This is a genomic window from Nocardia sp. NPDC101769 (genome assembly GCF_044766925.1).
GTDB lineage: Bacteria > Actinomycetota > Actinomycetes > Mycobacteriales > Mycobacteriaceae > Nocardia.
On sequence record NZ_JBIWMX010000021.1, the window covers coordinates 101,855 to 124,251 of the forward strand.

At 69.7% G+C, this 22,397-nt stretch carries 22 protein-coding genes; 5 read left to right on the plus strand and 17 right to left on the minus strand.

The features are described 5' to 3' along the window. Positions 1-12: 12 nt before the first annotated feature. The 3 genes from ACIRRA_RS28805 to ispG all read right to left on the minus strand — a co-directional run bounded on the left by ACIRRA_RS28805 (position 13) and on the right by ispG (position 4,150). Positions 13-1,812 carry a penicillin-binding transpeptidase domain-containing protein gene (locus ACIRRA_RS28805; RefSeq protein ID WP_402774374.1) on the minus strand — a complete coding sequence of 600 codons (1,800 nt, stop codon included), beginning with the start codon at positions 1,810-1,812 and terminating at the stop codon, positions 13-15. A 106-nt stretch (positions 1,813-1,918) separates the two neighbouring features. Next, positions 1,919-2,782 carry a GNAT family N-acetyltransferase gene (locus ACIRRA_RS28810; protein ID WP_402774376.1) on the minus strand — a complete coding sequence of 288 codons (864 nt, stop codon included), beginning with the start codon at positions 2,780-2,782 and terminating at the stop codon, positions 1,919-1,921. 234 nt (positions 2,783-3,016) lie between these two features. After that, positions 3,017-4,150: a flavodoxin-dependent (E)-4-hydroxy-3-methylbut-2-enyl-diphosphate synthase gene (gene ispG / locus ACIRRA_RS28815; protein WP_402774540.1), complete on the minus strand. Its 1,134-nt coding sequence runs from the start codon at positions 4,148-4,150 to the stop codon at positions 3,017-3,019. Between the two features lie 256 nt (positions 4,151-4,406). On the opposite strand from ispG, the gene ACIRRA_RS28820 reads away from it, so the two are divergent. Beyond that, entirely contained in the window at positions 4,407-5,081 is a 675-nt protein-coding gene (locus ACIRRA_RS28820; protein ID WP_402774379.1) for an endonuclease V, read from the plus strand. Here ACIRRA_RS28820 and ACIRRA_RS28825 read toward each other — a convergent pair. Beyond that, complete coding sequence (locus ACIRRA_RS28825; RefSeq protein WP_402774382.1) at positions 5,056-6,258, minus strand: M50 family metallopeptidase; 1,203 nt, start codon at positions 6,256-6,258, stop codon at positions 5,056-5,058. The two genes, ACIRRA_RS28820 and ACIRRA_RS28825, sit on opposite strands and share 26 nt — an antisense overlap. Positions 6,259-6,280: 22 nt before the next feature. Continuing rightward, positions 6,281-7,420, minus strand: coding sequence for a 1-deoxy-D-xylulose-5-phosphate reductoisomerase (dxr, locus tag ACIRRA_RS28830; RefSeq protein ID WP_402774384.1), 1,140 nt, complete (start codon positions 7,418-7,420; stop codon positions 6,281-6,283). Between the two features lie 94 nt (positions 7,421-7,514). On the opposite strand from dxr, the gene ACIRRA_RS28835 reads away from it, so the two are divergent. Next, positions 7,515-7,799: a DUF2631 domain-containing protein gene (locus ACIRRA_RS28835; protein WP_402774387.1), complete on the plus strand. Its 285-nt coding sequence runs from the start codon at positions 7,515-7,517 to the stop codon at positions 7,797-7,799. A 236-nt stretch (positions 7,800-8,035) separates the two neighbouring features. On the opposite strand, the gene ACIRRA_RS28840 is transcribed toward ACIRRA_RS28835, so the two are convergent. The 5 genes from ACIRRA_RS28840 to ACIRRA_RS28860 all read right to left on the minus strand — a co-directional run bounded on the left by ACIRRA_RS28840 (position 8,036) and on the right by ACIRRA_RS28860 (position 12,815). Further along, entirely contained in the window at positions 8,036-8,725 is a 690-nt protein-coding gene (locus tag ACIRRA_RS28840; RefSeq protein ID WP_356997838.1) for a hypothetical protein, read from the minus strand. 250 nt (positions 8,726-8,975) lie between these two features. Then, positions 8,976-9,215, minus strand: coding sequence for a hypothetical protein (locus tag ACIRRA_RS28845; protein ID WP_402774390.1), 240 nt, complete (start codon positions 9,213-9,215; stop codon positions 8,976-8,978). A 55-nt stretch (positions 9,216-9,270) separates the two neighbouring features. Then, positions 9,271-10,257 carry a cytochrome c oxidase assembly protein gene (locus ACIRRA_RS28850; protein WP_402774393.1) on the minus strand — a complete coding sequence of 329 codons (987 nt, stop codon included), beginning with the start codon at positions 10,255-10,257 and terminating at the stop codon, positions 9,271-9,273. Between the two features lie 63 nt (positions 10,258-10,320). After that, the gene (locus ACIRRA_RS28855) at positions 10,321-12,006 is read right to left on the minus strand and encodes a metallophosphoesterase (RefSeq protein ID WP_402774396.1); all 1,686 of its coding nucleotides are present in this window, start codon (positions 12,004-12,006) and stop codon (positions 10,321-10,323) included. 113 nt (positions 12,007-12,119) lie between these two features. After that, the gene (locus ACIRRA_RS28860) at positions 12,120-12,815 is read right to left on the minus strand and encodes a TetR/AcrR family transcriptional regulator (RefSeq protein ID WP_402774398.1); all 696 of its coding nucleotides are present in this window, start codon (positions 12,813-12,815) and stop codon (positions 12,120-12,122) included. A 100-nt stretch (positions 12,816-12,915) separates the two neighbouring features. On the opposite strand from ACIRRA_RS28860, the gene ACIRRA_RS28865 reads away from it, so the two are divergent. Next, the gene (locus ACIRRA_RS28865; protein WP_402774401.1) at positions 12,916-15,084 is read left to right on the plus strand and encodes an MMPL family transporter; all 2,169 of its coding nucleotides are present in this window, start codon (positions 12,916-12,918) and stop codon (positions 15,082-15,084) included. A gap of 26 nt (positions 15,085-15,110) precedes the next feature. Here ACIRRA_RS28865 and ACIRRA_RS28870 read toward each other — a convergent pair whose 3' ends face one another. The 6 genes from ACIRRA_RS28870 to ACIRRA_RS28895 form a co-directional block, all read right to left on the minus strand. Further along, entirely contained in the window at positions 15,111-15,773 is a 663-nt protein-coding gene (locus ACIRRA_RS28870) for a DedA family protein (protein WP_402774404.1), read from the minus strand. A 45-nt stretch (positions 15,774-15,818) separates the two neighbouring features. After that, positions 15,819-17,147, minus strand: a complete 1,329-nt coding sequence (locus ACIRRA_RS28875) for a hypothetical protein (protein ID WP_402774407.1) — start codon at positions 17,145-17,147, stop codon at positions 15,819-15,821. Between the two features lie 147 nt (positions 17,148-17,294). Further along, entirely contained in the window at positions 17,295-17,945 is a 651-nt protein-coding gene (locus ACIRRA_RS28880; protein ID WP_402774410.1) for a DUF3159 domain-containing protein, read from the minus strand. Positions 17,946-18,018: 73 nt separating this feature from the next. Next, positions 18,019-18,315, minus strand: coding sequence for a DUF202 domain-containing protein (locus tag ACIRRA_RS28885; protein ID WP_402774412.1), 297 nt, complete (start codon positions 18,313-18,315; stop codon positions 18,019-18,021). A gap of 29 nt (positions 18,316-18,344) precedes the next feature. After that, a complete protein-coding gene (locus ACIRRA_RS28890; RefSeq protein WP_356997822.1) occupies positions 18,345-18,686 on the minus strand; it encodes a DUF202 domain-containing protein in 342 nt (113 codons plus the stop codon). A gap of 130 nt (positions 18,687-18,816) precedes the next feature. Beyond that, a complete protein-coding gene (locus ACIRRA_RS28895; protein ID WP_402774415.1) occupies positions 18,817-19,365 on the minus strand; it encodes a helix-turn-helix domain-containing protein in 549 nt (182 codons plus the stop codon). A gap of 74 nt (positions 19,366-19,439) precedes the next feature. Here ACIRRA_RS28895 and ACIRRA_RS28900 point away from each other — a divergent pair, with 74 nt between their 5' ends. Both ACIRRA_RS28900 and ACIRRA_RS28905 read left to right on the plus strand, forming a co-directional pair. After that, complete coding sequence (locus ACIRRA_RS28900; protein ID WP_402774418.1) at positions 19,440-20,783, plus strand: serine aminopeptidase domain-containing protein; 1,344 nt, start codon at positions 19,440-19,442, stop codon at positions 20,781-20,783. Positions 20,784-20,785: 2 nt separating this feature from the next. Continuing rightward, on the plus strand, positions 20,786-21,214 hold the full coding sequence (locus tag ACIRRA_RS28905; RefSeq protein ID WP_402774421.1) for a hypothetical protein: 429 nt from the start codon (positions 20,786-20,788) through the stop codon (positions 21,212-21,214). Here the strand turns inward: ACIRRA_RS28905 and ACIRRA_RS28910 are convergent. After that, positions 21,211-22,374 carry a low temperature requirement protein A gene (locus ACIRRA_RS28910; protein WP_402774422.1) on the minus strand — a complete coding sequence of 388 codons (1,164 nt, stop codon included), beginning with the start codon at positions 22,372-22,374 and terminating at the stop codon, positions 21,211-21,213. The genes ACIRRA_RS28905 and ACIRRA_RS28910 overlap by 4 nt on opposite strands. Positions 22,375-22,397 lie beyond the last annotated feature (23 nt).

Consider the following 22,397-nt stretch of genomic DNA (forward strand, 5'->3'; position numbering starts at 1 on the left):
GGGCGGTGGTCCTCAGTAGCCCGGAGGCAGGGCCGCGAGCATGTCCCGCGTCACCGCCACCGCATTGTCCGAACTGCCACCGCGCACCAGCAGCGTCGCCCAGGCCAGATCCCCGCGGTAGCCGATGAACCACGAGTGCGAACCGCCGTCCACCTCGGCCTCACCGGTCTTCCCGTAGACCTCACCCTGATCGATGATGCGCTCGGCCGTACCGCCGAGCACCACCTTGCGCATCATCGACCGCAACCCGTCGACGACCTCCGGCTTCAACTGCGGCCGATCACCCGACACCTGCGTCGGATGACCCGCGATCAGATACGGCACGGGCGTCGAACCGTGCGCCACCGTCGCCGCCACCATCGCCATGCCGAACGGGCTGGCCAGCACCTTGCCCTGACCGATGCCGTCCTCGGCGCGCTGCACCAGATCATCGTCGGGCGGCACCGAACCCGATACCGTCGGCAGGCCCGCCATCGTGTAGTCCGGGCCCAGCCCCAGCGCGGCCGCGGCCGTGCGCAGATCCTGGCCACCCAGCTCCGAGGCTAGCTTGGCGAACGAGGTGTTGCAGGAACGCTCGTAGGCGGTCGCCATGGCCACATTGCCGACGCTGAACAGGTCGTAGTTGGGAATCGTGCGCTCCCCCACCACGATCTGGCTCGGGCACGGCACCACGGTGTCCGGGGTGGCGTGGCCGGCGGTCATGGTCGCGGCGGCGGTCACCGTCTTGAACGTCGAGCCCGGCGGGTAGAGGCCGGTCGCCGCCACCGGGCCGTCGGCATCGGCCGCCTCGTTCTGGGCGATGGCCAGCACCGCGCCGGTGGAGGGTTGCAGCACCACCATCATGGTCTGCTCGGCGCGGGCATCCACCGCGCCCTGGGCGGCGTTCTGGATATTGCGGTCGACACTGAGCGAGAACGACGGGGAGGTCTGAGGATCGACCTCCTGGAGCACATCGGTGTCGACGCCATTGGCATTCACGGTCACCACGCTCCAGCCCGCCTTGCCGTCCACCTCGTCGATGACGGTCTTACGGACCTGGGTCATGAGGTCGGGGGCGAAGTGGCGGTCGGTGGGGACCAGATCGAATTCCTTGCTGAAGGTGACCCCGGACAGCCCCAGCAGCTGCGAATTCACCTGGCCGAACTCCCATTCCGAGAGCAACGCCGCGGTGTAGGCGCCGTCGGCCTTGCGGGCCGCGCGCAACAGCGAGTCCGGGGTGAGGTGCGCGTCGAAGCGGTGCAGGGCATTCGCCAGCGCCGCGGAGACAGCGGTCGGGTCGGCCGATGCCGACGGTTTGAACAGCACCCGGTACAGCGAGCCCGGCACCATGACATCGCTGCCCGAGCGCTCGTTCACGCGCGCGCGGGGCGCGGGATTCGAACGTAGCTGCAGCGTCTGGGTATTGCCCAGCTGCGGGTGGATGTCGGCGGAGGACCAGCGCACCTGCCACTGGCCGTTGGCGCGGCCCATCTGCAGCTGGCCCTGATACGTCCAGACACGGTCCTTGGGCAGATGCCATTCGTAGGTGTAGTCGACGATGGCGGTGTCGCCGGTGACGCGGGCGGCGCCGGTGGTGGCCACCAGCTTCTCGGCCTGCAGCTGGTCCCACGCCGAAGCCAGTGCGGCACCGGCCTTTTCGGGCTGACTGGTGCGGTCGGCCGCCGCCTGTACCTCATGGTCGGCGAAGGCGGAGACGAAGGCCTCGGCCGCCTGCGCGGGGCCCTGCGGACCCGGCGAGCAACCGGTCGCGGCGACGGTGACCGGGAGGGCGACCGCGGCGACGATCAGCGTGGTGAAGACCCGTGTTGACATCGGGTCAGATGCTAGAGCCAACTACCGGCAAACTGGCGCGACACTCTGTATCGGAACGGATTTCACGCCCACATCCCGCTCCGCCTCCCGGCGCTCGGGTGTGGACTCAATCCAGCAGCACTGTCGCAAACGTGGCGACCTGACGGAACCCCACCTTGCCGTACGCGCGGCGCGCAATCTTGTTGTAGCAGTTGACATACAGGCTGGCCGTGCGCCCGGAGGAGACCACCACATTGGCCACGGACGCGGTCCCCGCCGCGCCGTAGCCCTGGCCGCGCTTGTCCGGATGGACCCATACGCCCTGAATTTGTCCGGTGCGTCGCGACAACGCGCCGACTTCCGCCTTGAAGACGACCTCACCGTCCTCGAATCGCGCCCAGGCCCGGCCGGATTCGATGAGCCCCGACACCCGGCGGCGATAACTGCGGCCGCCGTCGCCCGTGCGCGGGTCGATCCCGATCTCCTCCGTGAACATGGCGACCGCCGCGACCAGATACCGATCGATCTCCTCGGGCCGCACCCGGCGCACCCGCAAATCCGGCGCAATACTCGCGGGCCGTTCCAGCGCGAGCAATGGCTGGTCCTCGCGCACCTCCCGCGGCGTCCCCCAGTGCTCGGCCAGCAACTCCCATAGCGGCAGGGTCAGCTCGCGCCGCCCCACCACCGACGAGCACACGCGCGGCCCCTTGATCGCGCGCTCCGCGAAGGCCTTCATATCGTCGCGACCACCGCGCAGCGGAACCAGATTCGCGCCCGAGAAGCACAGCGACTCCGCCGGCCCACCCCGGGTCCACAGTTCGCCGTACAGCCCGCGCGGATCCAGCCCGTACTCCTGCAGGCGCGCCGCGACCATACAGGTCGCCACCGGATCGGTGTCGAGCACACGCAAGACCTGCGTCAGATCACGGTTCGCGAGCTGACGGACCCCGGACGTCCGGCCCCTGCGAGTCGGCTCCAGCACACTCCGCACGCTCACAGCCTGCCAGAACTTCCCGCCCCGCGCCGCCCGATTGCCCCCAACCGCCGACCCATCAGGCAAAACCCCAAACCCCCCAACCCAATCCAGCCCTTTGGTACGCATTCGCCCCACGCCACCCCGGAAAACACCTGCCGGTACGGGTCCCGGGCCAAGGCGTGAATGACGAACGGCCCGGGCGGCAGCGGCGGTGATGCCGATACGGACCGGGCCGGGGTTGGGGTGTGGCTAGCCGGTGGTGACGACCGGGGCGCCGGATTCGGTGATGTCGCCCATTTCCTCGGCGAGGCGCATGGCCTCCTCGATGAGGGTCTCGACGATGAGATGCTCGGGGACGGTCTTGATGACCTCGCCCTTGACGAAGATCTGGCCCTTGCCGTTGCCGGAGGCGACGCCGAGGTCGGCCTCGCGGGCCTCGCCGGGGCCGTTCACGACGCAGCCCATGACGGCCACACGCAGCGGGACCTCCATGCCCTCGAGACCGGCGGTGACCTCGTTGGCCAGGGTGTACACATCGACCTGGGCGCGGCCGCAGGACGGGCAGGAGACGATCTCCAGTTTGCGGGGGCGCAGGTTGAGGGACTGGAGGATCTGGGTGCCGACCTTGATCTCCTCGGCGGGCGGGGCGGAGAGGGAGACGCGGATGGTGTCGCCGATGCCCTCGCTCAGCAGGGCGCCGAAGGCGACGGCCGACTTGATGGTGCCCTGGAAGGCCGGGCCGGCCTCGGTCACACCCAGGTGCAGCGGGTAGTCGCACCGCGCGGCGAGCTGGCGGTAGGCCTCGACCATGATCACCGGGTCGTTGTGCTTGACCGAGATCTTGATATTGCCGAAGCCGTGCTCCTCGAACAGGCCCGCCTCCCACAGCGCGGACTCGACCAGCGCCTCGGGGGTGGCCTTGCCGTACTTCTCGAGCATCCGCTTGTCGAGGGATCCGGCGTTGACGCCGATGCGGATCGGAATGCCGGCGTCACCGGCCGCCTTGGCGACCTCCTTGACGCGGCCGTCGAACTCCTTGATGTTGCCCGGGTTCACGCGCACCGCGGCACAGCCCGCGTCGATGGCGGCGAAGATGTAGCGCGGCTGGAAGTGGATGTCGGCGATCACCGGGATCTGCGACTTGCGGGCGATGGTCGCCAGCGCGTCCGCGTCCTCCTGACGTGGGCAGGCCACGCGCACGATGTCGCAGCCGGACGCGGTCAGCTCTGCGATCTGCTGCAGGGTGGCGTTGACGTCATGGGTCTTGGTGGTGGTCATCGACTGGACCGAGACGGGGAATTCGCTCCCCACTCCGACATTGCCCACCATCAGCTGGCGCGTTTTGCGCCGCGGTGCGAGGACGGCCGCCGGTGCGGCCGGCATCCCCAATGCGATGGCACTGCTCACGATCGGCTGCCTACTTTCGACTAAGTCCTCACCCTTACCGGCTCCGAGCTTACCGAGGCTCGAATACCGGTCGCCCTGTGACGGCGGCGACAAGGGTACCCGCGCCGGCTGCGGGACTCGGAATCGGCCCGGAGCCTACAGTTCATATTCGTTGCGATCGACGCCAAGGTTTACGCTCCGAAAAGTGAAGGTAGCGAATCCAGATCCGTGGCCGGCGACACCGGAAGAGGCAGTGGCACTGCAAGATCGGCTGCGCACGCGGGTGATCGCCGTCAACCCCCGGCCACCGGAATTCCGGACGGTAGCGGGGCTCGACTCGGCCTATGACGACGACGGCAATGTGGCGGCCGCCATTGTGGTGCTGGACGCCACCACGCTCGAGACCGTCGAGACCGCCACCGCACGCGGCACCACCGATTTCCCGTACGTGCCGGGCCTGCTCGCCTTCCGAGAGCTCCCCACCACCCTGGCCGCCCTCGAAAACCTCACCGCCACACCGGATCTGCTCGTCTGCGATTCGCAGGGCCTGGCCCACCCGCGACGTTTCGGCTTCGCCTGCCACCTCGGCCTGCTGACCGGCATGCCGACCATCGGAGTCGCCAAGAACGCCTGGGGCGAGTTCGAGGAGCCCGCCCGCGAGCGGGGCGCCTCCAGCGTCATCACCATCGACGGCGACCCGGTCGGCCGCGCGCTGCGAACCCGCACCGACGTCAAACCGGTGTACGTCTCGGTCGGTCATCTGATCGACCTGGAAACCGCCTGCGCCCAGGTCCTGTCGCTGACCCCGGAATACCGTCAGCCCGAAACCACCCGCCGGGCCGATCGGCTCTGCCGGACCCTGTTGCGCGACATCGCAATCGAATCCGCAAGCGCGCCAACGGCTATGGGAACAGTTTCACCGGATTGACGATGTCGGCGACCAGCGTGAGGATCATGTAGGCGCCGCCGATGACAACCACGACGTAGGTCGCGGGGAGCAGCTTCAGGTAGTCGACCGGGGCGCCGTCGGGCAGGCCCTTGCGGTTGCGGAAGAGGTTGCGCAGCTTCTCGTAGATGACGACCGCCATGTGGCCGCCGTCGAGCGGGAGTAGCGGGAGCAGGTTGAAGGCGCCGAGGAAGAAGTTCAGGCTGGCCAGGGTCAGCACGAACATCGACCACAGGCCGTGCTCGGCGGTCTCGCCGCCGATCTTGGAGGCGCCGTAGACGCTGACCGGGGTCTCCGGGTCACGGGTGCCGCCGGTGACGGCGTGCCACAGGTCGACCACCTTGGACGGCATCTGGGCCAGCGACTCCACGGTGCGCACCGCGATCTGGCCGGTGAACGCGCCCGAGGCGGGAATCGCGCTGAGGATGTTGTGCTGGACCGGCGCGTAGTAGTCCTGGCCGACGCCGACCTTGGCGACGGTCTTCGGGGTGCCGTTCTTGTCGGTGTAGACCGTTGCCATCTGCGGGGTGACCTGGACCGGCAGCGTCTTGCCGTCACGCTCGACGGTGTATTCGAAGGTGCCGGTCTGCTTCTCGGTCTGGGTGCGGAAGTCGCTCCAGGTCTTGATCGGGACGCCGGCGACCGCGGTCACCCGGTCGCCGCGCTGCAGACCCGCGAGCTGGGCCGGGCCCTGCCCGGTGCAGGGCAGCAGCGACTGGTCGGGAGCCATGTTGGCGACGCAGCTCATGGCGCCGAGCTGGGTGGCCGGCGGCTGATCGAAACGCGGCAGCCCCCAGCCCACCGCGAGCAGCACGATGAGCAGGTAGCCGATGAGGAAGTTCATCAGGATGCCGCCGGACATCACCAGCAGCCGCTTCCAGGGGGCCTGCCGGTACATGGCCCGGTCGAGATCCTCGGGTTCGAGCTCGTCGAGGGCAGTCATGCCCGCGATATCGCAGAACCCGCCGAGCGGCAGCGCCTTGAGGCCGTATTCGGTCTCGCCGCGCCGCCACGAGAAGACCTTGGGCCCGAAACCGATGAAGTAGCGCCGTACTTTCATGCCCGTGGCCTGCGCGGTCCACATGTGGCCGCATTCGTGCAGGGCGACCGAGGCCGTGATCCCGAGGGCGAACAGTACGAAGCCGATCGCGTAGACCATCCGGTTCCGAGCCCTCCTGCTGTCAGCCGCGCACGATCGTGCGTGCGGTGTCACGCGCCCACGTATCGGCCGCGAGCACCTCGTCCAAGCTACCGGGTTCGGCGCTCCAGCGGTCGGCAGACTCCACGACGCGCGCGACAGTTCTCACGATGTCGGGGAATCGGATGAGCCCGTCGAGGAAGGCCTGCACGGCGATCTCGTTGGCGGCGTTGTAGACCGCGGTCACGCAGCCGCCGGCCTTACCGGCCTGGCGGGCCAGCTCGACGGCCGGGAAGACCGTGTTGTCGACCGGCTCGAAAGTCCAGGTGGAGGCGGTGGAGAAGTCGCACGCGGCGGCCGCGCCGGGAACGCGGTCCGGCCAGCCCAGGGCGAGCGCGATGGGCAGCTTCATATCGGGCGGGCTGGCCTGGGCGAGGGTCGAGCCGTCGGTGAAGGTGACCATGGAGTGCACGATGGACTGCGGGTGCACGGTGACGTCGATGCGGTCGTAGTCGATGCCGAACAGCAGGTGCGTCTCGATCAGCTCGAGGCCCTTGTTCACCAGCGACGCGGAGTTCAGCGTGTTCATCGGTCCCATGGACCAGGTCGGATGGGTCTTGGCCTCGGCCGGATTCACCGACTCCAGCATCTCGGTGGTCCAGCCGCGGAAGGGTCCGCCGGAGGCGGTGAGCACCAACTTGGCGACCTCGTCGGCGCTGCCGCCGCGCAGGCACTGGGCCAGCGCCGAATGTTCGGAGTCCACCGGCACGATCTGGCCCGGCTTGGCCGCCCGTGTCACCAGCGAGCCGCCCGCCACCAGAGACTCCTTGTTGGCCAGGGCGAGTCGCCGCCCCGATTCCAGCGTGGCGAGGGTCGGCTCCAGGCCGAGCGAGCCGACCAGCGCGTTGAGCACCACGTCCGCGTCGGTGCGCCGCACCAGCTCGGTCACGGCGTCCGGACCCGACAGCGCCACACCGAGTTTCGCCGCCGCCGCCTGGTCGGCCACCGCCACGTTGCCGGTCCCGGTGGCCGCGATCTGCTGTGCCAGCAGGTCCGCATTGCCCCCGCGCGCCGCGAGACCCACCACTTCGAAGCGGTCGGGGTTGGCCGCGATCACCTCCAGTGCCTGCGTACCAATCGAACCGGTGCTGCCCAGCAGCAGAACTCTCACAACGTCGGACACGGAACCCATTGTCCCCTGCCCCCTGCTCGCTACGACGCTGGGTCGTATGTCACGATATTGGCCAGCAATCGATTCGAGCCGTAAAGGAGCCACAGTGGCCGCCACGGAACTGGAACCCGCGCACCCCTCTGAGGTTGTGACCAAGGTCGACACCGCCGAGGTTCCGTCCGCCGCGTGGGGCTGGAGCGGCGAGTCGCGCCGTACCGCTCGCACCGCCGGCTGGGTCGTCGTCGTGATCCTGCTGGCCATGCTGTTCGAGAACCAGCAGGGCAGCTCCTCGGGCACCGGCAATGTCGGTTACATCTTCCTGGTGCTGTTCGCGATCGGTATCGCCTTCGTCCTGATCCGCGACTCCATCGTGTCGCGCCGCCCGCGCTAGTTCGACGCGAAAACCCGAATGCCCCACGGACACGTCCGTGGGGCATTCGGGTTTTGCCGGCCCCGTCCGGCAGCACCGCGAACGAATTCGGGCCGGGTCGCCCCCAAGCGACCCGGCCCGAATTCTGTTGTCACGCAGTGCCTCCTGCATCGGCACCGCTGCTCGCCGCGGCGTGCGCGCCACTGCCGCGGCCCGGCCGGACCGTGGTGGTCGCGGTCCGGCCCCTACTCAGCGGCTCAGCTGGCGGCCGGGGTGGAGTCCGGCGCGTTCAGGCGGTTGAACAGGCCGATGCCGACCGCGATGGCGGCGGGCACACCGGTCACTACCAGACCGGCGGCGGCGCCCAGCGGGATGCCGATCGCGGCGCCGGCGACACAGCCCGCGATGCCGGCCGGAACCGACATGACCACGACACCGGCGATGGCGCCGCCCGCCGCGCCGATGGCGCAGCCGGCCACACCGCCGATGAGGGTGCCCAGCAGGGTGCCCATGGAGGTGGCGATGCCGAACTGGTTGACCGCGGCGGAGAACGCGGCGTCCTGGTCGGCCTGGCTGGCGACGTCCTTGACCACGGGGGCCGGCAGGGCCGGGGCCGGGAAGGCGGCGGCCGGGTCCATGTTCGGGGTGAAGGTGGCGGTGTTGCCGTCGATCCGGGCGGCGACCGGGTGGGCGACGTCACCGGTGATGATGTCGAGCGGGAACTGGGTGACCAGGCCGCCGTTGTTGTCACGCACCTGGAACTGGCCGTCCTGGGTGGTCAGCGAGCCCGCGTCGGTCTTCAGCACCACCGAAGCGCCGTCGATCTTGGTGTCCCAGTGGATGCCGGGAGCGGCGGCGGCCGCGGGATCGGCATAGGCGGTACCGGCGGAGATGCCGAGGGCCGCGATGGCCAGGGCCGAGGTGGCGGCAAACTTGGTGAAACGCATAAACTTCTTGTCGCTTTCTTGAACGGGCGCTTCCCTCCTGGGAGCGAGGTCCTCATCGAGCACCCCATACAGGATAAGTCAGCAAATGTTGCCTATTTGTTGCCAAACCGTAGCAAAGACAGTTCGTAACGTACGTTTTGCGTAAAAATGGCGTTCGCTGAGCCCGCATGAGTGATCCAGGCAACCTTTCGGCGCATAAAGAGGCCCGCCTCACACCCCCATTGGGGACCCCGCATTCGCGAGCCGATAACTACCGGTTCGCCGAATCGTTGATGCGCTGGACGAATCCGATGCCGATGATGATGGCCGCGGGCGCTCCGGTCAGGATCAGGCCGGCCGCCGCGCCCAGCGGAATGCCGATGCCCGCACCGGCCAGGCAGCCGAGCACCGGACCCAAGCCCATGCCCTCGAACACCGGCAAACTCAGCGTCGCGCCGCCGACGATGCCGACGACACAGCCGATGCCCGCGCCGACGATGGTGCCGACCAAGGCGTATCAATAGCCGATATCACTGACTCCTGATCTTGGTGAGCCAGGTCACTTTTCAGCGGCGGAAGCGCTCGCGCAGCTGCGGGTCGTTCTCCCACCACAGTCCGGTGGACACCGGCTCGTCGACCGCCTCCGCAGCCCGGGTCGCGGTGCGCGACACCGCCTTCCGCTGCGCCCGCGCCGCCTCGGCGGCATCCAGCTCGGCATCCACCTCCCCGGCCCTGCGCTTCTCGTCGGCGGCGAAGGCCCGCATGACGACCAGCGAGTAGATCAGCCCGAGGAAATCGCCGAGCAGCCACAGGATGCCCGCGCCGATGGTCTGGTCCAGGCGCGCGTCCGGACCCCAGGTGCGGCCGAGCGAGCCGTAGTAGCCGGTGGCGATCAGCGGCCCCAGCCACAGCACGATGCCGAGAATGCCGTCGGCCAGGGACTCCGCGATGGTGATGAGCAGCGACAGACCCTGCGTGAAGTGCTTGGGCACCGGATCGATCTGCAGGCGTGAGTAGAAGTACAGGAACCCGATGGCCACCACGATGATTCGGGTGACCGCGTCGACGCCCCCGTGCCGCAGCACGGACTCGTACCAGGGCGAGAGGAACAGCACCCAGGGCAGCAGCAGGATCAGCATCGAGGCGGTGGCCGGGTGGGTGAGCAGCCGGGCGACACTGCCGGAGAGCATGGCGTCCAGGCGTTTCCGGCCCGCCGGGCCCAGCGCCGCACGCAGCACGGTGAACGGCGCACCGGCCGCGAGCGCGAAGGGCACCAGGTAGAGCAGCAGGAGCACCTGCAGCGCGCGCACCCAGAACAGGGTGTCGGAGTACACGCCGATCATGCCGACGCCGGTGTACAACCACACTCCCAGTCCGGCCAGGCCGAAGTAGAGGGCCCGGCTCACCGGAAGCTGCTCGCCGCGCTGTCTTCCCTTGAGGAAGCAGGCCGCGTACGCGAGTCCCAGGAGCGCGGTGACCAGCACGGTCGAGGTGTCCCACCGCCAGGAGCTCACCAAACTGCTCAGCTGCAGCGGTGTATGGGTCTGTAACACGGCACCCAGTATGCGCCGTGCCGCCGCGAGGGTCGGCACGGCTACCGGGAAGGCGGTGCGGGACTAGCGGGAGACCAGGCGGCGGTAGGTCACGGTGTCGAATTCGCGCCCGTGCTCGTCGACCGCGACCACGTCCATTTCGCTGGAGAACACGCCGGGCCGCACATCCACACGAATGAACGAGTAGCGGCTGAACCGCACCCGCGACCAGGCGACGGCCTCCTTACGCTCCTTGCCGTCGGAACCCCACAGGGTGCTCTCCGGCACGAAGGTGTCGGGCTGCTCGTTGCCGCGGTAGGTGTCACCTGCGGCGAAGGTGGCGTGCGCCGCGCCGCCTCCGCCGACCACGTAGTAGACGGTGCCGTCGGTGTCGGGGTAGACGATCGAGTTGTCGGGGGCGGCCTTGGTCGGCTGCCCGCCGCGCATCGGGTCGGTGCGCTCGAAGTTGTGATTGTGGCCCTGCAACACCAGGTCGACCCGGTACTTGTCGAACAGGTCGGCCCAGGCCCCGCGCACGCCGCCGTCGCTGGCGCCGCCGATGCCGGTGGCGTAGGCGCATTCGTGGAAGAAGCAGACGATGAAGTCGATGCTCGGGTTCGCGCGGTAGCCGGCCAGGGTGGATTCCACCCAACTGTTCTGTGCGCCACCGGAATAGCCGAGGTTGGCGCGGACCTGCCAGCTCACCTCGTTGGCGTCCAGCGACAGCACCGCCACATTGCCGTAGGTGAAGGAGTACACCGACGGGCAGCCCGCGGGCCCGTTGCCCGGAAAGTCCATGCGCGCCATCAGGCCGCCGTAGCCGTGATTGCCGTAGACGGCTTCCATGTCGTGGTTGCCGGTGGCGAACATCCAGGGCACACGGCCCGCGCTGCTCTCGATGGCTTGCAGGTAGGTGTCCCACACGAACGGGTTGTAGGCGTCGATGGCGTCGGTGTCGGCCTTGCCGTTGGGCACGAACCAGTCCGGGCCGCCGCCGTGGGAGGTGTCGGCGTAGCAGATGTCGCCGGCCAGAATGTGGAATTCCGGGTTGCTGGCGACGATCTGGCGCTGGATGTTCTCGGCATTGCGGGAGCTCGGGGCGTCGCCCTCGCCGTACTTGTTGCGGTAGGCGCCCGCCGGCATGCCCGCGGGCAGCGCCGGGGTGTCGTCGACGCCCTGGTCGCCCATCATGGTGAAGCGGAACGGCAGCAGCGCGGCGCGCGAGGTCGGCATGGCGGTGTTCGCGGAGAGTACGTCGCTGCTGTAGCCGTCGGCGGTGCGCCAGCGGTAGAAGTGCGGCAGGCGGCCGGGCAGTCCGTCGACGGGGGCGTGGACGTAGAACTGTTCGGCCGACAGCACTCCCCCGTCGGTGCGCGGGAGCTGGGTGACCAGATTGCGGACCTCGGCCTCGAGGGTGCCGCCCAGTGCCGGGGTCGGGCCGTGGTCGAGGAAGACCTTGGTGGCGCCCGGGTTTCGCGACAGCTGGGCGGAGAAGCGCAGCTGACTGGCGGCGTCGGTGCCGTACCCGACGCGGCGGCCGCCGACGGTCAGCGGAGCGTCGTCGGCGTAGGCGATGCCGCGGCCGCCGAAGGCGGAGCCGAGTCCGGCGGCCATGGCCGCGGCGGCGCTGCCCCACAGGAAGGTGCGGCGGCTCACCCGATGCCGTTTCAGATATGAACGGTGCCAGTCGTATTGCTCGTCCATCGTCATCTGCGCGGCGAGCTGTGCCGGAATACCCGTGCGGGGCACCGTGCCGAGGGGGTTCAGCATCGAGAAAACCTTGTCACCGTGAGTCCGTTTGCGCGGTCATCAAAACGCCGCAAGCTTACGGACTCGCGACATGGCGGTGAACATAGGACAATTCGCGCGGCGAGTCGTCCGAATCAGGCGGGCAGCGCGATGTGCGGGTCGGTCGAGCGGTACGGCTCGGCGCGCGGGCCGGTGGCGAAGCCGCGCAGGACGGTGGCGACGGCATGGTCGATGGCCGCCTCGCGGTCGGCGGGCTCGGCGTCGGCCAGTGGGCCGTCGACGATGAGGCTCGCCAGCCCGTGTACGGCCGCCCACGCGGTGAATTCCGCGCCGGGACGCTGACGTGGATCCATGAATCCAGCCGCGACCAGGGCGTCGATTCCGACCCCGATGAGCTGGAAGATGGGGTCCTCGAGCACCTCTTTGTGGACGTCGGCATCGCTGCCGCAGAACGCGGTCCGGAACAGGCCGCGCTCCCGCTCGGCGTATTCGATGTAGGCGCGCCCGGCGGTGGCCAGCCGGGCGATCGCGGTCGCGGTCGGATCATCTTGCGCCGGAACGTTTTTCATCGCGCCGTCGAGGGCCTCGAACAGGGCTTCCTCGGCCTGCTCGCGCACCGCGGCGAGCAGTTCCTCATGGCCGTTGAAATGGCGGTAGGCGGCGGTGGCGGTGACGCCGACCGCACGCGCAGCGGCGCGGACGGTGACCGCGGCGGGCCCGCCGATCTCGGCGAGCTGCGCGGAGGCGCTCACCAGGGCATTGCGCAGGTCCCCGTGGTGGTAGGGACCCTCGCGAGCGGGTTTCTTCGCCACATCGTCGGTGATGTCCACGACATTGATGTTGACACCTGTACAGATTGGGAGGCAAGTTAACACCCATAAAGTTCACGCCCGTCAACATCAACCCGCACGCTTCCGAGAGGAATCACCGATGAGCGCATTACTGGGCCGGATCGGCGACTTCGCCTTCCGGCGCCGCGGCCTGGTCGTCTCGATCTGGGCCTTCCTGCTGATCGCCGTCGTCGGCGGTGCCGCGCTCGCGGGCGGCCGCCTCGACGACCGCTTCACCGTGCCCGGGGCCGAGTCCCAGCGGGCTCTCGACACCCTGTCCGAGACCGCGCCGGACGCGGCTGGAGCCAACGCGCAACTGGTTTTCACCGCGCCGGCGGGCCACCTCATCACCGAGGCGCCCTATCGCACGGCGATCCAGCACACCCTCGAGGTCGCCGGAACCGCGCCGGGAGCGATCGGGGTGACCGCGCCCCAGCAGGCGGGAGCCGTCTCGCAGGACCAGCGCACCGCGATCGGTGTCGTGCACTTCGACGGCGACCGGTCCAAGGTGACCAGCGCCGCTCGGGACGCGGTCGAACGGTCCGGCGAGACCGCGCGCGAGGCCGGGCTGGACGTGTCGGTCGGCGGCTCCGCGTACGGGGCCGGGGAAATGAAGCCGGGCGTCACCGAGATCCTCGGGCTCGGGGTGGCGGTGCTGGTCCTGTTGATCACGTTCGGATCGCTGGTGGCGGCCGGAATGCCGATCCTGTCAGCGGTTTTCGGCATCGCGGTCACGGTGGGCGGGCTGTCGGCCCTGAGCGCGGCAGTGCCGGTGTCGTCGACCGCGCTGACGCTGGCGCTCATGCTGGGCCTGGCGGTCGGGATCGACTACGCGCTGTTCATCCTGTCCCGGCACCGGTCCCAGCTGGCCGCCGGGCTGACGCCCCGGGAATCGGCGCGGCGGGCCAACGAGACCGCGGGCAGCGCAGTCGTTTTCGCGGGCACGACGGTGATCATCGCGCTGGCCGCGCTGAGCGTGATCGGCATTCCGTTCCTGACCGTCATGGGGCTGGCCGCCTCCGGCGCGGTGCTGATCGCGGTGGCGGTGGCGCTCACGCTGCTGCCCGCGCTGGCCGGATTCGCCGGTGCCCGGCTGACGCCGCGGGCGGGCTCGCGCGCCCACCGGCGGGCCACCGCCACCGGAGCCGACAGCATGGGCGCCCGCTGGGCACGGCTGGTCACCGCGCGGCCGCTCGTCACCGTGGTGGCCGTGGCCGGGGCGCTGATCCTGCTGGCCCTGCCCGCCGCCTCACTGCGAATGGCCCTGCCCGACAATGGTTCCGCCGCCGCGGCGACGGGTCAGCGCCAGGCCTACGACACCATTGCCGAGAAGTTCGGACCCGGATTCAACGGCCCGCTGGTGGTCGTCGTGGACGCGCCGAACGGCGACACCCGCGCCGCCGCGACGGTCGCCGACACGGTGTGCGGACTGCCCGACGTCACATATGTCGCACCGCCACAGCCGACCCAGCGGGCGGGCCAGTCGCTGGTCATGGTGGTTCCGGCCAGCACGCCGGAGTCGCAGCAGACCACCGATCTGGTCCACGCCATCCGTGATCGGGCCGGCGCGGTCCCCGGGGCCGATGTGGCCGTCACCGGCGACACCGCGGTCACCATCGATGTCTCGCAACGGCTTTCCGCGTCCCTGGTGCCGTTCCTGGGCATCGTGGTCGGCCTGAGCCTGGTGCTGCTGGTCCTGGTGTTCCGGTCGATCGCGGTACCGGTGAAGGCGGCGCTCACCTTCCTGCTGTCGGTCGCGGCGGCGCTGGGCACCACGGTCGCGGTCTTCCAATGGGGTTGGGCCGCGGACCTGATCGGTGTCTCGAAGGTCGGGCCGGTGGTGAGCTTCCTGCCGATCATCCTGGTGGGCGTGCTGTTCGGACTGGCCATGGACTACCAGGTGTTCCTGGTGTCCGGGATTCGCGAACAGTGGCTGCACCGCCGCGATGCGGGGGCGTCGATCATCGAGGGCACCCGCCACAACGCCCGGGTGGTGACGGCCGCGGCGACGATCATGGTGGCGGTCTTCGCCTCCTTCGTCCCCACCGACGACGCCATGATCAAGCCGATCGCCTTCGCCCTGGCGGTGGGCGTGCTGGTGGACGCGTTCGCAGTCCGGCTGACGCTGGTCCCCGCGGTTCTGGCCCTGCTCGGCCGCCGTGCGTGGTGGCTGCCCCGCCGCCTGGATCGGGTGCTGCCGACGCTGAATATCGAAGGGCCGCAGGAGGACAGCGAGCCGGAGCCGCAGCGCGAGCTGGCGACGGTCTGAGTATGGACGCCCGAAACCGGTTGGACTCAATCGGTTTCGGGCGTCATCAGTCCCTCGTGGGTCGCCTCGTACTCGGCCTCGAAGGCCCGCTCGTGGCGCCGTTCGCGCAGCTTCCACACGATCAGCGCGAGCACGACGATGGCGACGACACCGATGGCCAGGTCCCGGCCGACCGTCTTGGCCACCGCCTCGTAGGACTGCCCGGCCACGAAGCCGAGCACCACGAACGCGGTGCCCCAGACGATTCCACCGGCCGCATTGAACAGCAGGAAGCGCCGGTAGGGCATGCGCGAGGTGCCCGCCAGCGCGGGCATCATGGCCCGGAAGAACGCGGTGAACCGGCCCAGGAACACCGCCCAGCCCCCGCGCCGGGCCAGATAGTCCTGGGCGCGGTCGAGGCGGCCGCGATGCCGATCCAGCATCGAGGCCTGCAGCAGCCGCGGGCCCACGTGCTTGCCGACCTCGTAGCCCACGCTGTCACCGATGATGGCGGCGGCCACCACCAGCAGGATCATCAGCCACAGCAGCGCATGTCCCTGACTGGCGGCCACACCGCCGAGCACCGCCGCCGTCTCACCGGGAATCACGAAGCCGACGAAGATCGCGTCCTCGGCGAACACCAGCAGGGTGACGACCAGGTACACCCAGATCGGCGCGATATCCAATATCCGGTGCAGCAGCGAATTCATGGTGGCCACGGTACTCAGGGCGCTCGACCCGAGTGCTGGGGACGCTCATCTCGCGGACGCCGACACCGGAGCCTGCTCGGGTCGCCGCCGCAGCAGCGCCCACAGGCCCAGCGCGCAGCCCACCGCGAGCGCGATGGCCGCGCAGCCCGGTGCCAACGAGGTGAAATCGGCGATGGCGCAGGGCTTTCCGGGGTCGATCAGCAGACAGTGCCCGCGCCGGGTGTAGTCGCGCAGCGCGAGCACCGGTGAGGGCACGTAGATCAGGGCGATGCCGAGCACACGGGTGGAGCCGTAGCGCGGGGTGACCGCGCCGAAGCAGTAGCCGGCCAGCAGGGCGAGCAGCGCGTGTCCGAACACGGTGAGGACGTCGGGATGCCCGGCCCCGACCGTCAGCACCGCGTACCCGGACAGGCCGATGATGCCGACCGCGGCGACCCGCACACCGGGCCAGCGGATCCCGGCGACCAGCCCGCCGGCGACCAGCACCATGAGTCCCGGGATCGACCATCCCGGAAGGCTTGCCACGAGGACAGCGCTGCCCGTCCCGACGAGCGCCACCGCGAGCAGCACCTGGACGCCGTCCCGCTTGGGCAGCATGAACGCGGTGAGCACGGCCCCGGCCGCCGTGGCCGCGGCCGTCACCGCGATGGCGAGTGGGCTGCCGCCGTGGCGGGCCAGCACCCCGGACCCGACCAGGCTGACGCCGATCATGAACGCGCCCGCGATGATCGGGACGATGGGCAGCTGGATCGAATGTGTTTCCGCTGGATGCGCGCCCGGCTCGCGCAGGAACCGGAGTCCGATGACGAGCAGGGCCAGCGCGATCAGCCACAGCGGCTGCGTGCCGATGGCGGGCCAGTTCTGCGGGAAGTGCGGATCGGCCACCTTGGCCTTGGTTTCCGGGATGAGGTCATGGGCGACCACGCCGCCGATCGCGCCCAGCAGCCACGCCGACGTCTCCCAGGTGTACCGGGATTCGACGTGGGAGCGGGACAGCACCCCGGCCCCCGAACCGCCGAGTATGAGACCGCCGGCAATGGAGTCCAGGAAGTTCAGGGTGGCCAGCGAGGTGCCGAGCACGGCGTGCCGCCCCAGCAGGTGGTCGACGAACAGCAGCGCCGCCCCGCCCAGCGCCACACCCCAGCGCAGGCTCTGCCCGCCCAGCGCGGTGGACAGCACCGCGGTCACGATCGCGACCAGCGCCCCCGCCGCAATCGCCTGCGGCAGGCTGAAGACCAGCAGTTCCAAGTGCAGCGCCGAACTGCGCGAGGTCCACGCGAAGTCGATGGGCACCATGAGCGACAGCCCGGCGACGAGCGCCGCCAGGAACGCGGTGCCCGCCTCGATGACGTCGCGGCCGCCCCGGATCCTCATCGGGATCCGGTGGACCGAGATCCGTCCAGCCGCTGACCAGCAGTCATGGCGCCAGATTAGCAATCATCACGCTATCGATCAGGGAGGTCGGCGGCCGCGTTCCCCCGCCCGCGATTCGCTCACTCCGGGACGGCGAGCGTGCCTGGCTCAGCCCGTTTCGACCGCTGTCCGCTGCGGCGCGGGGCGGCCCTGCGCCGACCGCCGCAGCAGCAGCCAGGTCACCAGGATCATGACGATGATGGACGGTTTGCCTAGGATCAGGGTGGCCACGCCCAGCAGGACCACCTTGTCGGCGAGGTAGAGCGGGACGATCACCGCGAGGTGCACCAGCCAGAAGATCAGCCAACCCAGGGTGATTCGCCGGTGCAGGGCCAGGTGCGCGACGGGTGGGTCGGCCGGTTCCAGGCGCAGCCGCTGGGTGATCCACAGGCTGAGCGGGCGGCGCGCGAACAGGCTCACGCCGAACGCCGCCGAGAGCAGAACGCAGCCCAGGAGGTCGGGCAGATAGAAGTCCCGGCCGCGACCGGTGCACATGACGAACACGGAGTACAGCGCGACCACCGCGATGGAACCGCCGACCACCTTGACCGAATCGCCACGGACCAGGCGGTAGCCGCCCAGCGCGACGGCCACCACCAGCGCGAGCCCGATCCCGATCCACGGGTCGAAAAGCTTGTATCCGAGCAGGAACCCGACCGCGGGCGCGGCCCCGTCGGCGATGTGCCGCGGGCCGTGATGCTCGAGGAACTTGCTCCACGCGTCCTTCAGGTCGGTGCGCCGGTGACCTGTACCACTCATGCGGCCGAACCTACTGCAGAAGTACTGCAATCACGAACGGTCCGGGAAATACCATGCGGCGGGCGGAATCCCGCTAGGCCCGGTGCGCGAGGACCATCGCCATCGCCGCGACCCCCACCGCCGCCACACCCGCGGACACCAGCAGCAGCAGCGGCGCGGTGCCGCGATGCGCGCCGCGGTGCAGACTCCGGCTGCGCGCCACCGCGATTACCGCCACCAGCATCATGACCGCGGCCGCGCCCAGCGGCAGCAGGCCGGTCGGCCGCCAGCCGATCCCGCCCTCGGCGGCCACCTTCGTGAACAGCGCGGCACTGGCGATGGCGGAGATGGCGGTGCGCCGCCAGGCCAGCGCGGTGCGCTCGGTCGCCATTCCGGGATCGCGGGCGATCGCCGGCGAGTTCACAGGCTGAGCACGCCGACCACGGCGATCGCGGAGATCACCGCGACACCGGCCGCGAGTACCGGGATCAGCACATTGCCCGGCAGCGGTTCGCCCGCCCGCATGGCCCGTTCCACCTTGCGCCACTGGGTGTACGCCCCGACCGCGAGCACCACCGCCAGCAGGATGGCCGACATGGCGATGGCCGCGCGCAGGCCGTGGATGCTGAAGCGTTCGACCAGCGTGTGGACAGCGACGCCGCCCGCGAGCAGGCCCAGCGCGGTGCGGATCCAGGCCAGGAAGGTGCGTTCGTTGGCGAGGGTGAAGCGGTAGTCGAGTTCGGTCTGCTCTTCGGAAGCCACCCCTCCAAGCTATTGCGTAATAACTGCAATAGCAGCACAGTGTGAGCACTCGGACAGGCCGGTGACCGGCCACACCTCACGCGAGTCAGCGCACCCCCGCGCGGCCGGCTCGGCGAGGTCGAAGGCTGATTCAGCCGGCTGGGTCGGCGGGCGCCTGTTCGATCGGAAAAAGGATGGGGCTCAACAGGTATTGGTCGCGGCCGGCGGCGGGCTGGTTGGCCAGGCGCGGCAGGATCACCTCGCGCAGCTCCGCGATCAGCTGCTCGAGCTCGTCGCGGTTCAGCCAGAGTGCGTGCTGGCGGAAACCGACGAGATCGGCTGCCGGATCTGCGTTCTCGCCGTCGAGGTAGGCGTTGAATTCGGCGACGAGCACGGCCATCGCGAGGGCGAAGACCGGGCGGTAGCCGTCGGCGGGCAGTGCGGCGGCGGCCTCGGCGCTGATGGCCGCGTTCTCCTGACGCAGCCGGTAGCGGCGCTCGACCGCGCCGCGCACCCGCCGCTCCTCGGCGACCTCGAGGATGCCGGCGGCGGTGAGGGCGTCGACGTGGCGGTACACGGTCGCTTTCGAGGTATCGGGCAGGCGGGCGCAGAGGTCGCCGGTGGTCAGGGTGCGGTCGCCGCGCAGGGCGTGCACGATGCGCAGCCGCGCCGGATGTGCCAGCAGCTCGAAGGTTTCCACTTCCCAACCTTCTCATAAGCTGCTACCTTTCTCAATAATAAGAATGGTTTCACTGATTGAGAAAGGTTCTGGAAATGACCGTTGACATCGATCCCGAGACCGTGGCCACCACCGTGGCCGACCTACTGCGGAACGAACGATTCGACGAGTTGGCAGACCTGTTCGCGCCGCGACTGGCGGACGTGGTGTCCGCAGAGACCGTCCGGGCCGGGTGGACCGGTGAGATCGCCAAGATCGGCGCGGCGCGGTCGGTCGGTGCCGCGGTCACCCGGCCCGCCGCCGACGGGCTGACATCGGTGCGGATACCGGTCACCTGTGAGCGGGGTGCGCTCGCGGTACACCTGGCGGTGGACGCGGCGGGCCGGCTGCACGGGCTCCGGCTCGCCGCACCGGCCGAATCCGGCTGGACGCCACCGGATTACGCGGTGCCGCGCCGATTCCGCGAACGGGACTTCACCCTGGGCGCGGGCGCTACCGCGGTGTCCGGCACGCTGACACTGCCCGTCGGGAACGGATCCGGGCCCGCCGTGGTGCTGGTGGCCTCCGGGCCCGCCGACCGGGACCTCACCACCGGACCCAACAAACCGTTCAAGGACCTGGCGTGGGGACTCGCCACTCGCGGCGTCGCGGTGCTGCGTTTCGACAAACTGACCCACGCGCACAGCGAATTCGAGAGTGCGGCGGGGTTCACCATGGTCGAGGAGTACCTGCCGCATGCCCGTGCGGCGGTCGAGGTGCTGCGCCGCGAGCCCGGGGTCGACCCCGCCCGGATCTTCGTGGTCGGGCACAGCGGCGGCGGCAAGGCCGCGCCGCGCATCGCGGCCGCCGACCCGGGCATTGCCGGGGTGGCGGTATTGGCCGGGGATACCGTGCCGCTGCCGCGGTCGATACTGCGCGCGCTGCGGCACATCGCGGCGGTCGAGCCCGATCAGGACATCGGCGAGTTGCAGGAGAGCATGCGTGCCCGGGCGGCGCGCACCGAAAGTCCCACGCTGTCAACCGAAACCCCGGCCGCCGACCTGCTGTTCAACTGGCCCGCGTCGTATTGGCTGGACCTGCGGGACTATGACCAGGTCGCCACCGCGGCCGCGCTGGACAGACCCATTCTGCTCATCCAGGGTGGCCGCGACTATCAGGTCACCGCCGACGAGGACCTGCCGCTGTGGGAGGCCGGGCTGGCCGGGCGACCCGATGTCACCATCCGTGTCCACCCCACGGTCGACCACATGCTCTGCTCCGGTACCGGGCCGTCCACACCCAGTGGCTACCTGCGACCGCAGCACGTCGATCCGGCGGTGATCAGCGATATCGCCGACTGGCTCGGCGCGGAACCGGTCCGGCCGGGGCTGGGCGAACGCCTGGCACAGGGCTGGAAACGCTTGCGCGGCACGGCCTCTCGAGCCAGCATCAGCGGATGAAAATGAGACATGTTGCAGCGGTGACGGCGACGGCGGCGGCCGCGCTCGGGATCGCGTCCGGGAGCGCGGGCGCGGCACCCATGCACACCCGCGACACCGCCATCGCGCTCGCCTATCTCGACGCGCTGATCAGCCACGACGCGTCGGCGGTGCCGTTCGCGCCGGACGCGACCCGGGTCGAAGCGGGCCTGCAGACCGGCTTTTCGGGGCCGCAGCTCACCTACGATCTCGAGCACGGGCCGCAGTATTCGCTCGTGCAGCGCTTCTACAACCTGCGCCTGACCGAGGCGAACGGTGTGGTGACGGCGCGGTATCTGCTGGACTCCGGCGTCGCGGGGGTGCGGCTGGTGACAGTGGACATCACCGAAACCTTCGTGATCAGTGACGGTCTCATCCACACCATCGACGCCACCATCGTGCCGGTCGGCTAGCTCGCCCGGGAGCGGCGCATGAGCTGTAGCGGCCGTCCCGTCGACACCACCCAGTACTCGAAGGCATTGAGGCCGGCCAGGATCGCGGTCGCCGCGGCCAGCGTCGCGATCTGCGGCAGCAGCGGCGCGGCGGCGGTCAGGACCGCCAGGGCCAGCGCGGTGACGAACCGGCCGAGGGTGGCCGCGCCGAACATGCGCCAGCGGGTGAACAGGAAGGTGGTCACGTACAGGGTGGCGCCCAGCGGCAGCAGATATCCGGTCACGCTGTGCGCCACCGCGGTCGGATGCTCGACCATGGTGCGCGCGCCCACCGCCACCAGCACCAGGCCGGTCACCAGCAGCAGGTGCCCGTAGCTGAGCACATCCCGCACGACCGTGCCGCGCACCTGGTTCGTGCGCAGCGAATGCTCGACCGCGGCGAAACCGTAGGCGAAGTACAGCCACCACAGGCCGCAGCCGAGCACGAAGATCAGCACCACCGCCATCCAGGCCACCACCCCCAGGTGTGCTTCCGCCGCTTGGGAACCCACCGAGGCGACGGTCTCGCCGAGCGCGATGATGACGAAGGTGGCGAAGCGTTCGGGCAGATGGGTCGCGCCGAACTGGACCTTCTCCAGGCGGCGTGCCAGCAGCGCCGGACCGCCGAAGGCCAGCGCCACCGCAATGATCCAGAGCCCGTTGCGCATTCCGCCCGCGGGCGCGAGTGCGGCCGCCACCAGGAGCACCGCCGCGGCCAGGGTCACCGTGAACGGATTGAGCCAGTTCCCGAAGGTCCCCGCCGACGAGAACGCCCGCTTGTGCTGCATCTCGCCCCACAGCAGCAGCCGCAGCGCCAGGTGCGCACCGGCCAGCAGCAGCGGTTGCGCGTGCCCGGTGAACGCGTGCGGCGCGGTGATCGCGATGACGAACATGCACAATCCGCAGGCGAACAGGAATATCCGCTGCTGGTTCGAATCCTCCACCCCGTGCACGGCCAGCGTGGTCCCCACCCACGACCACCACATGATCCCCAGCAGCAGCACCGTCTGCCCGACCGCGCCCCAGCTCTGCCCCGCCACCGCCACATGCGCGGCCTGCGTCACCGCGAACACCAGCACCAGATCGAAGAACAACTCGGCCCAACTGGCCCGCTCGTGCGCCTCGTGTAGAGGTTCAGTCACACCCGTAAATCCCTGCCTAGCTC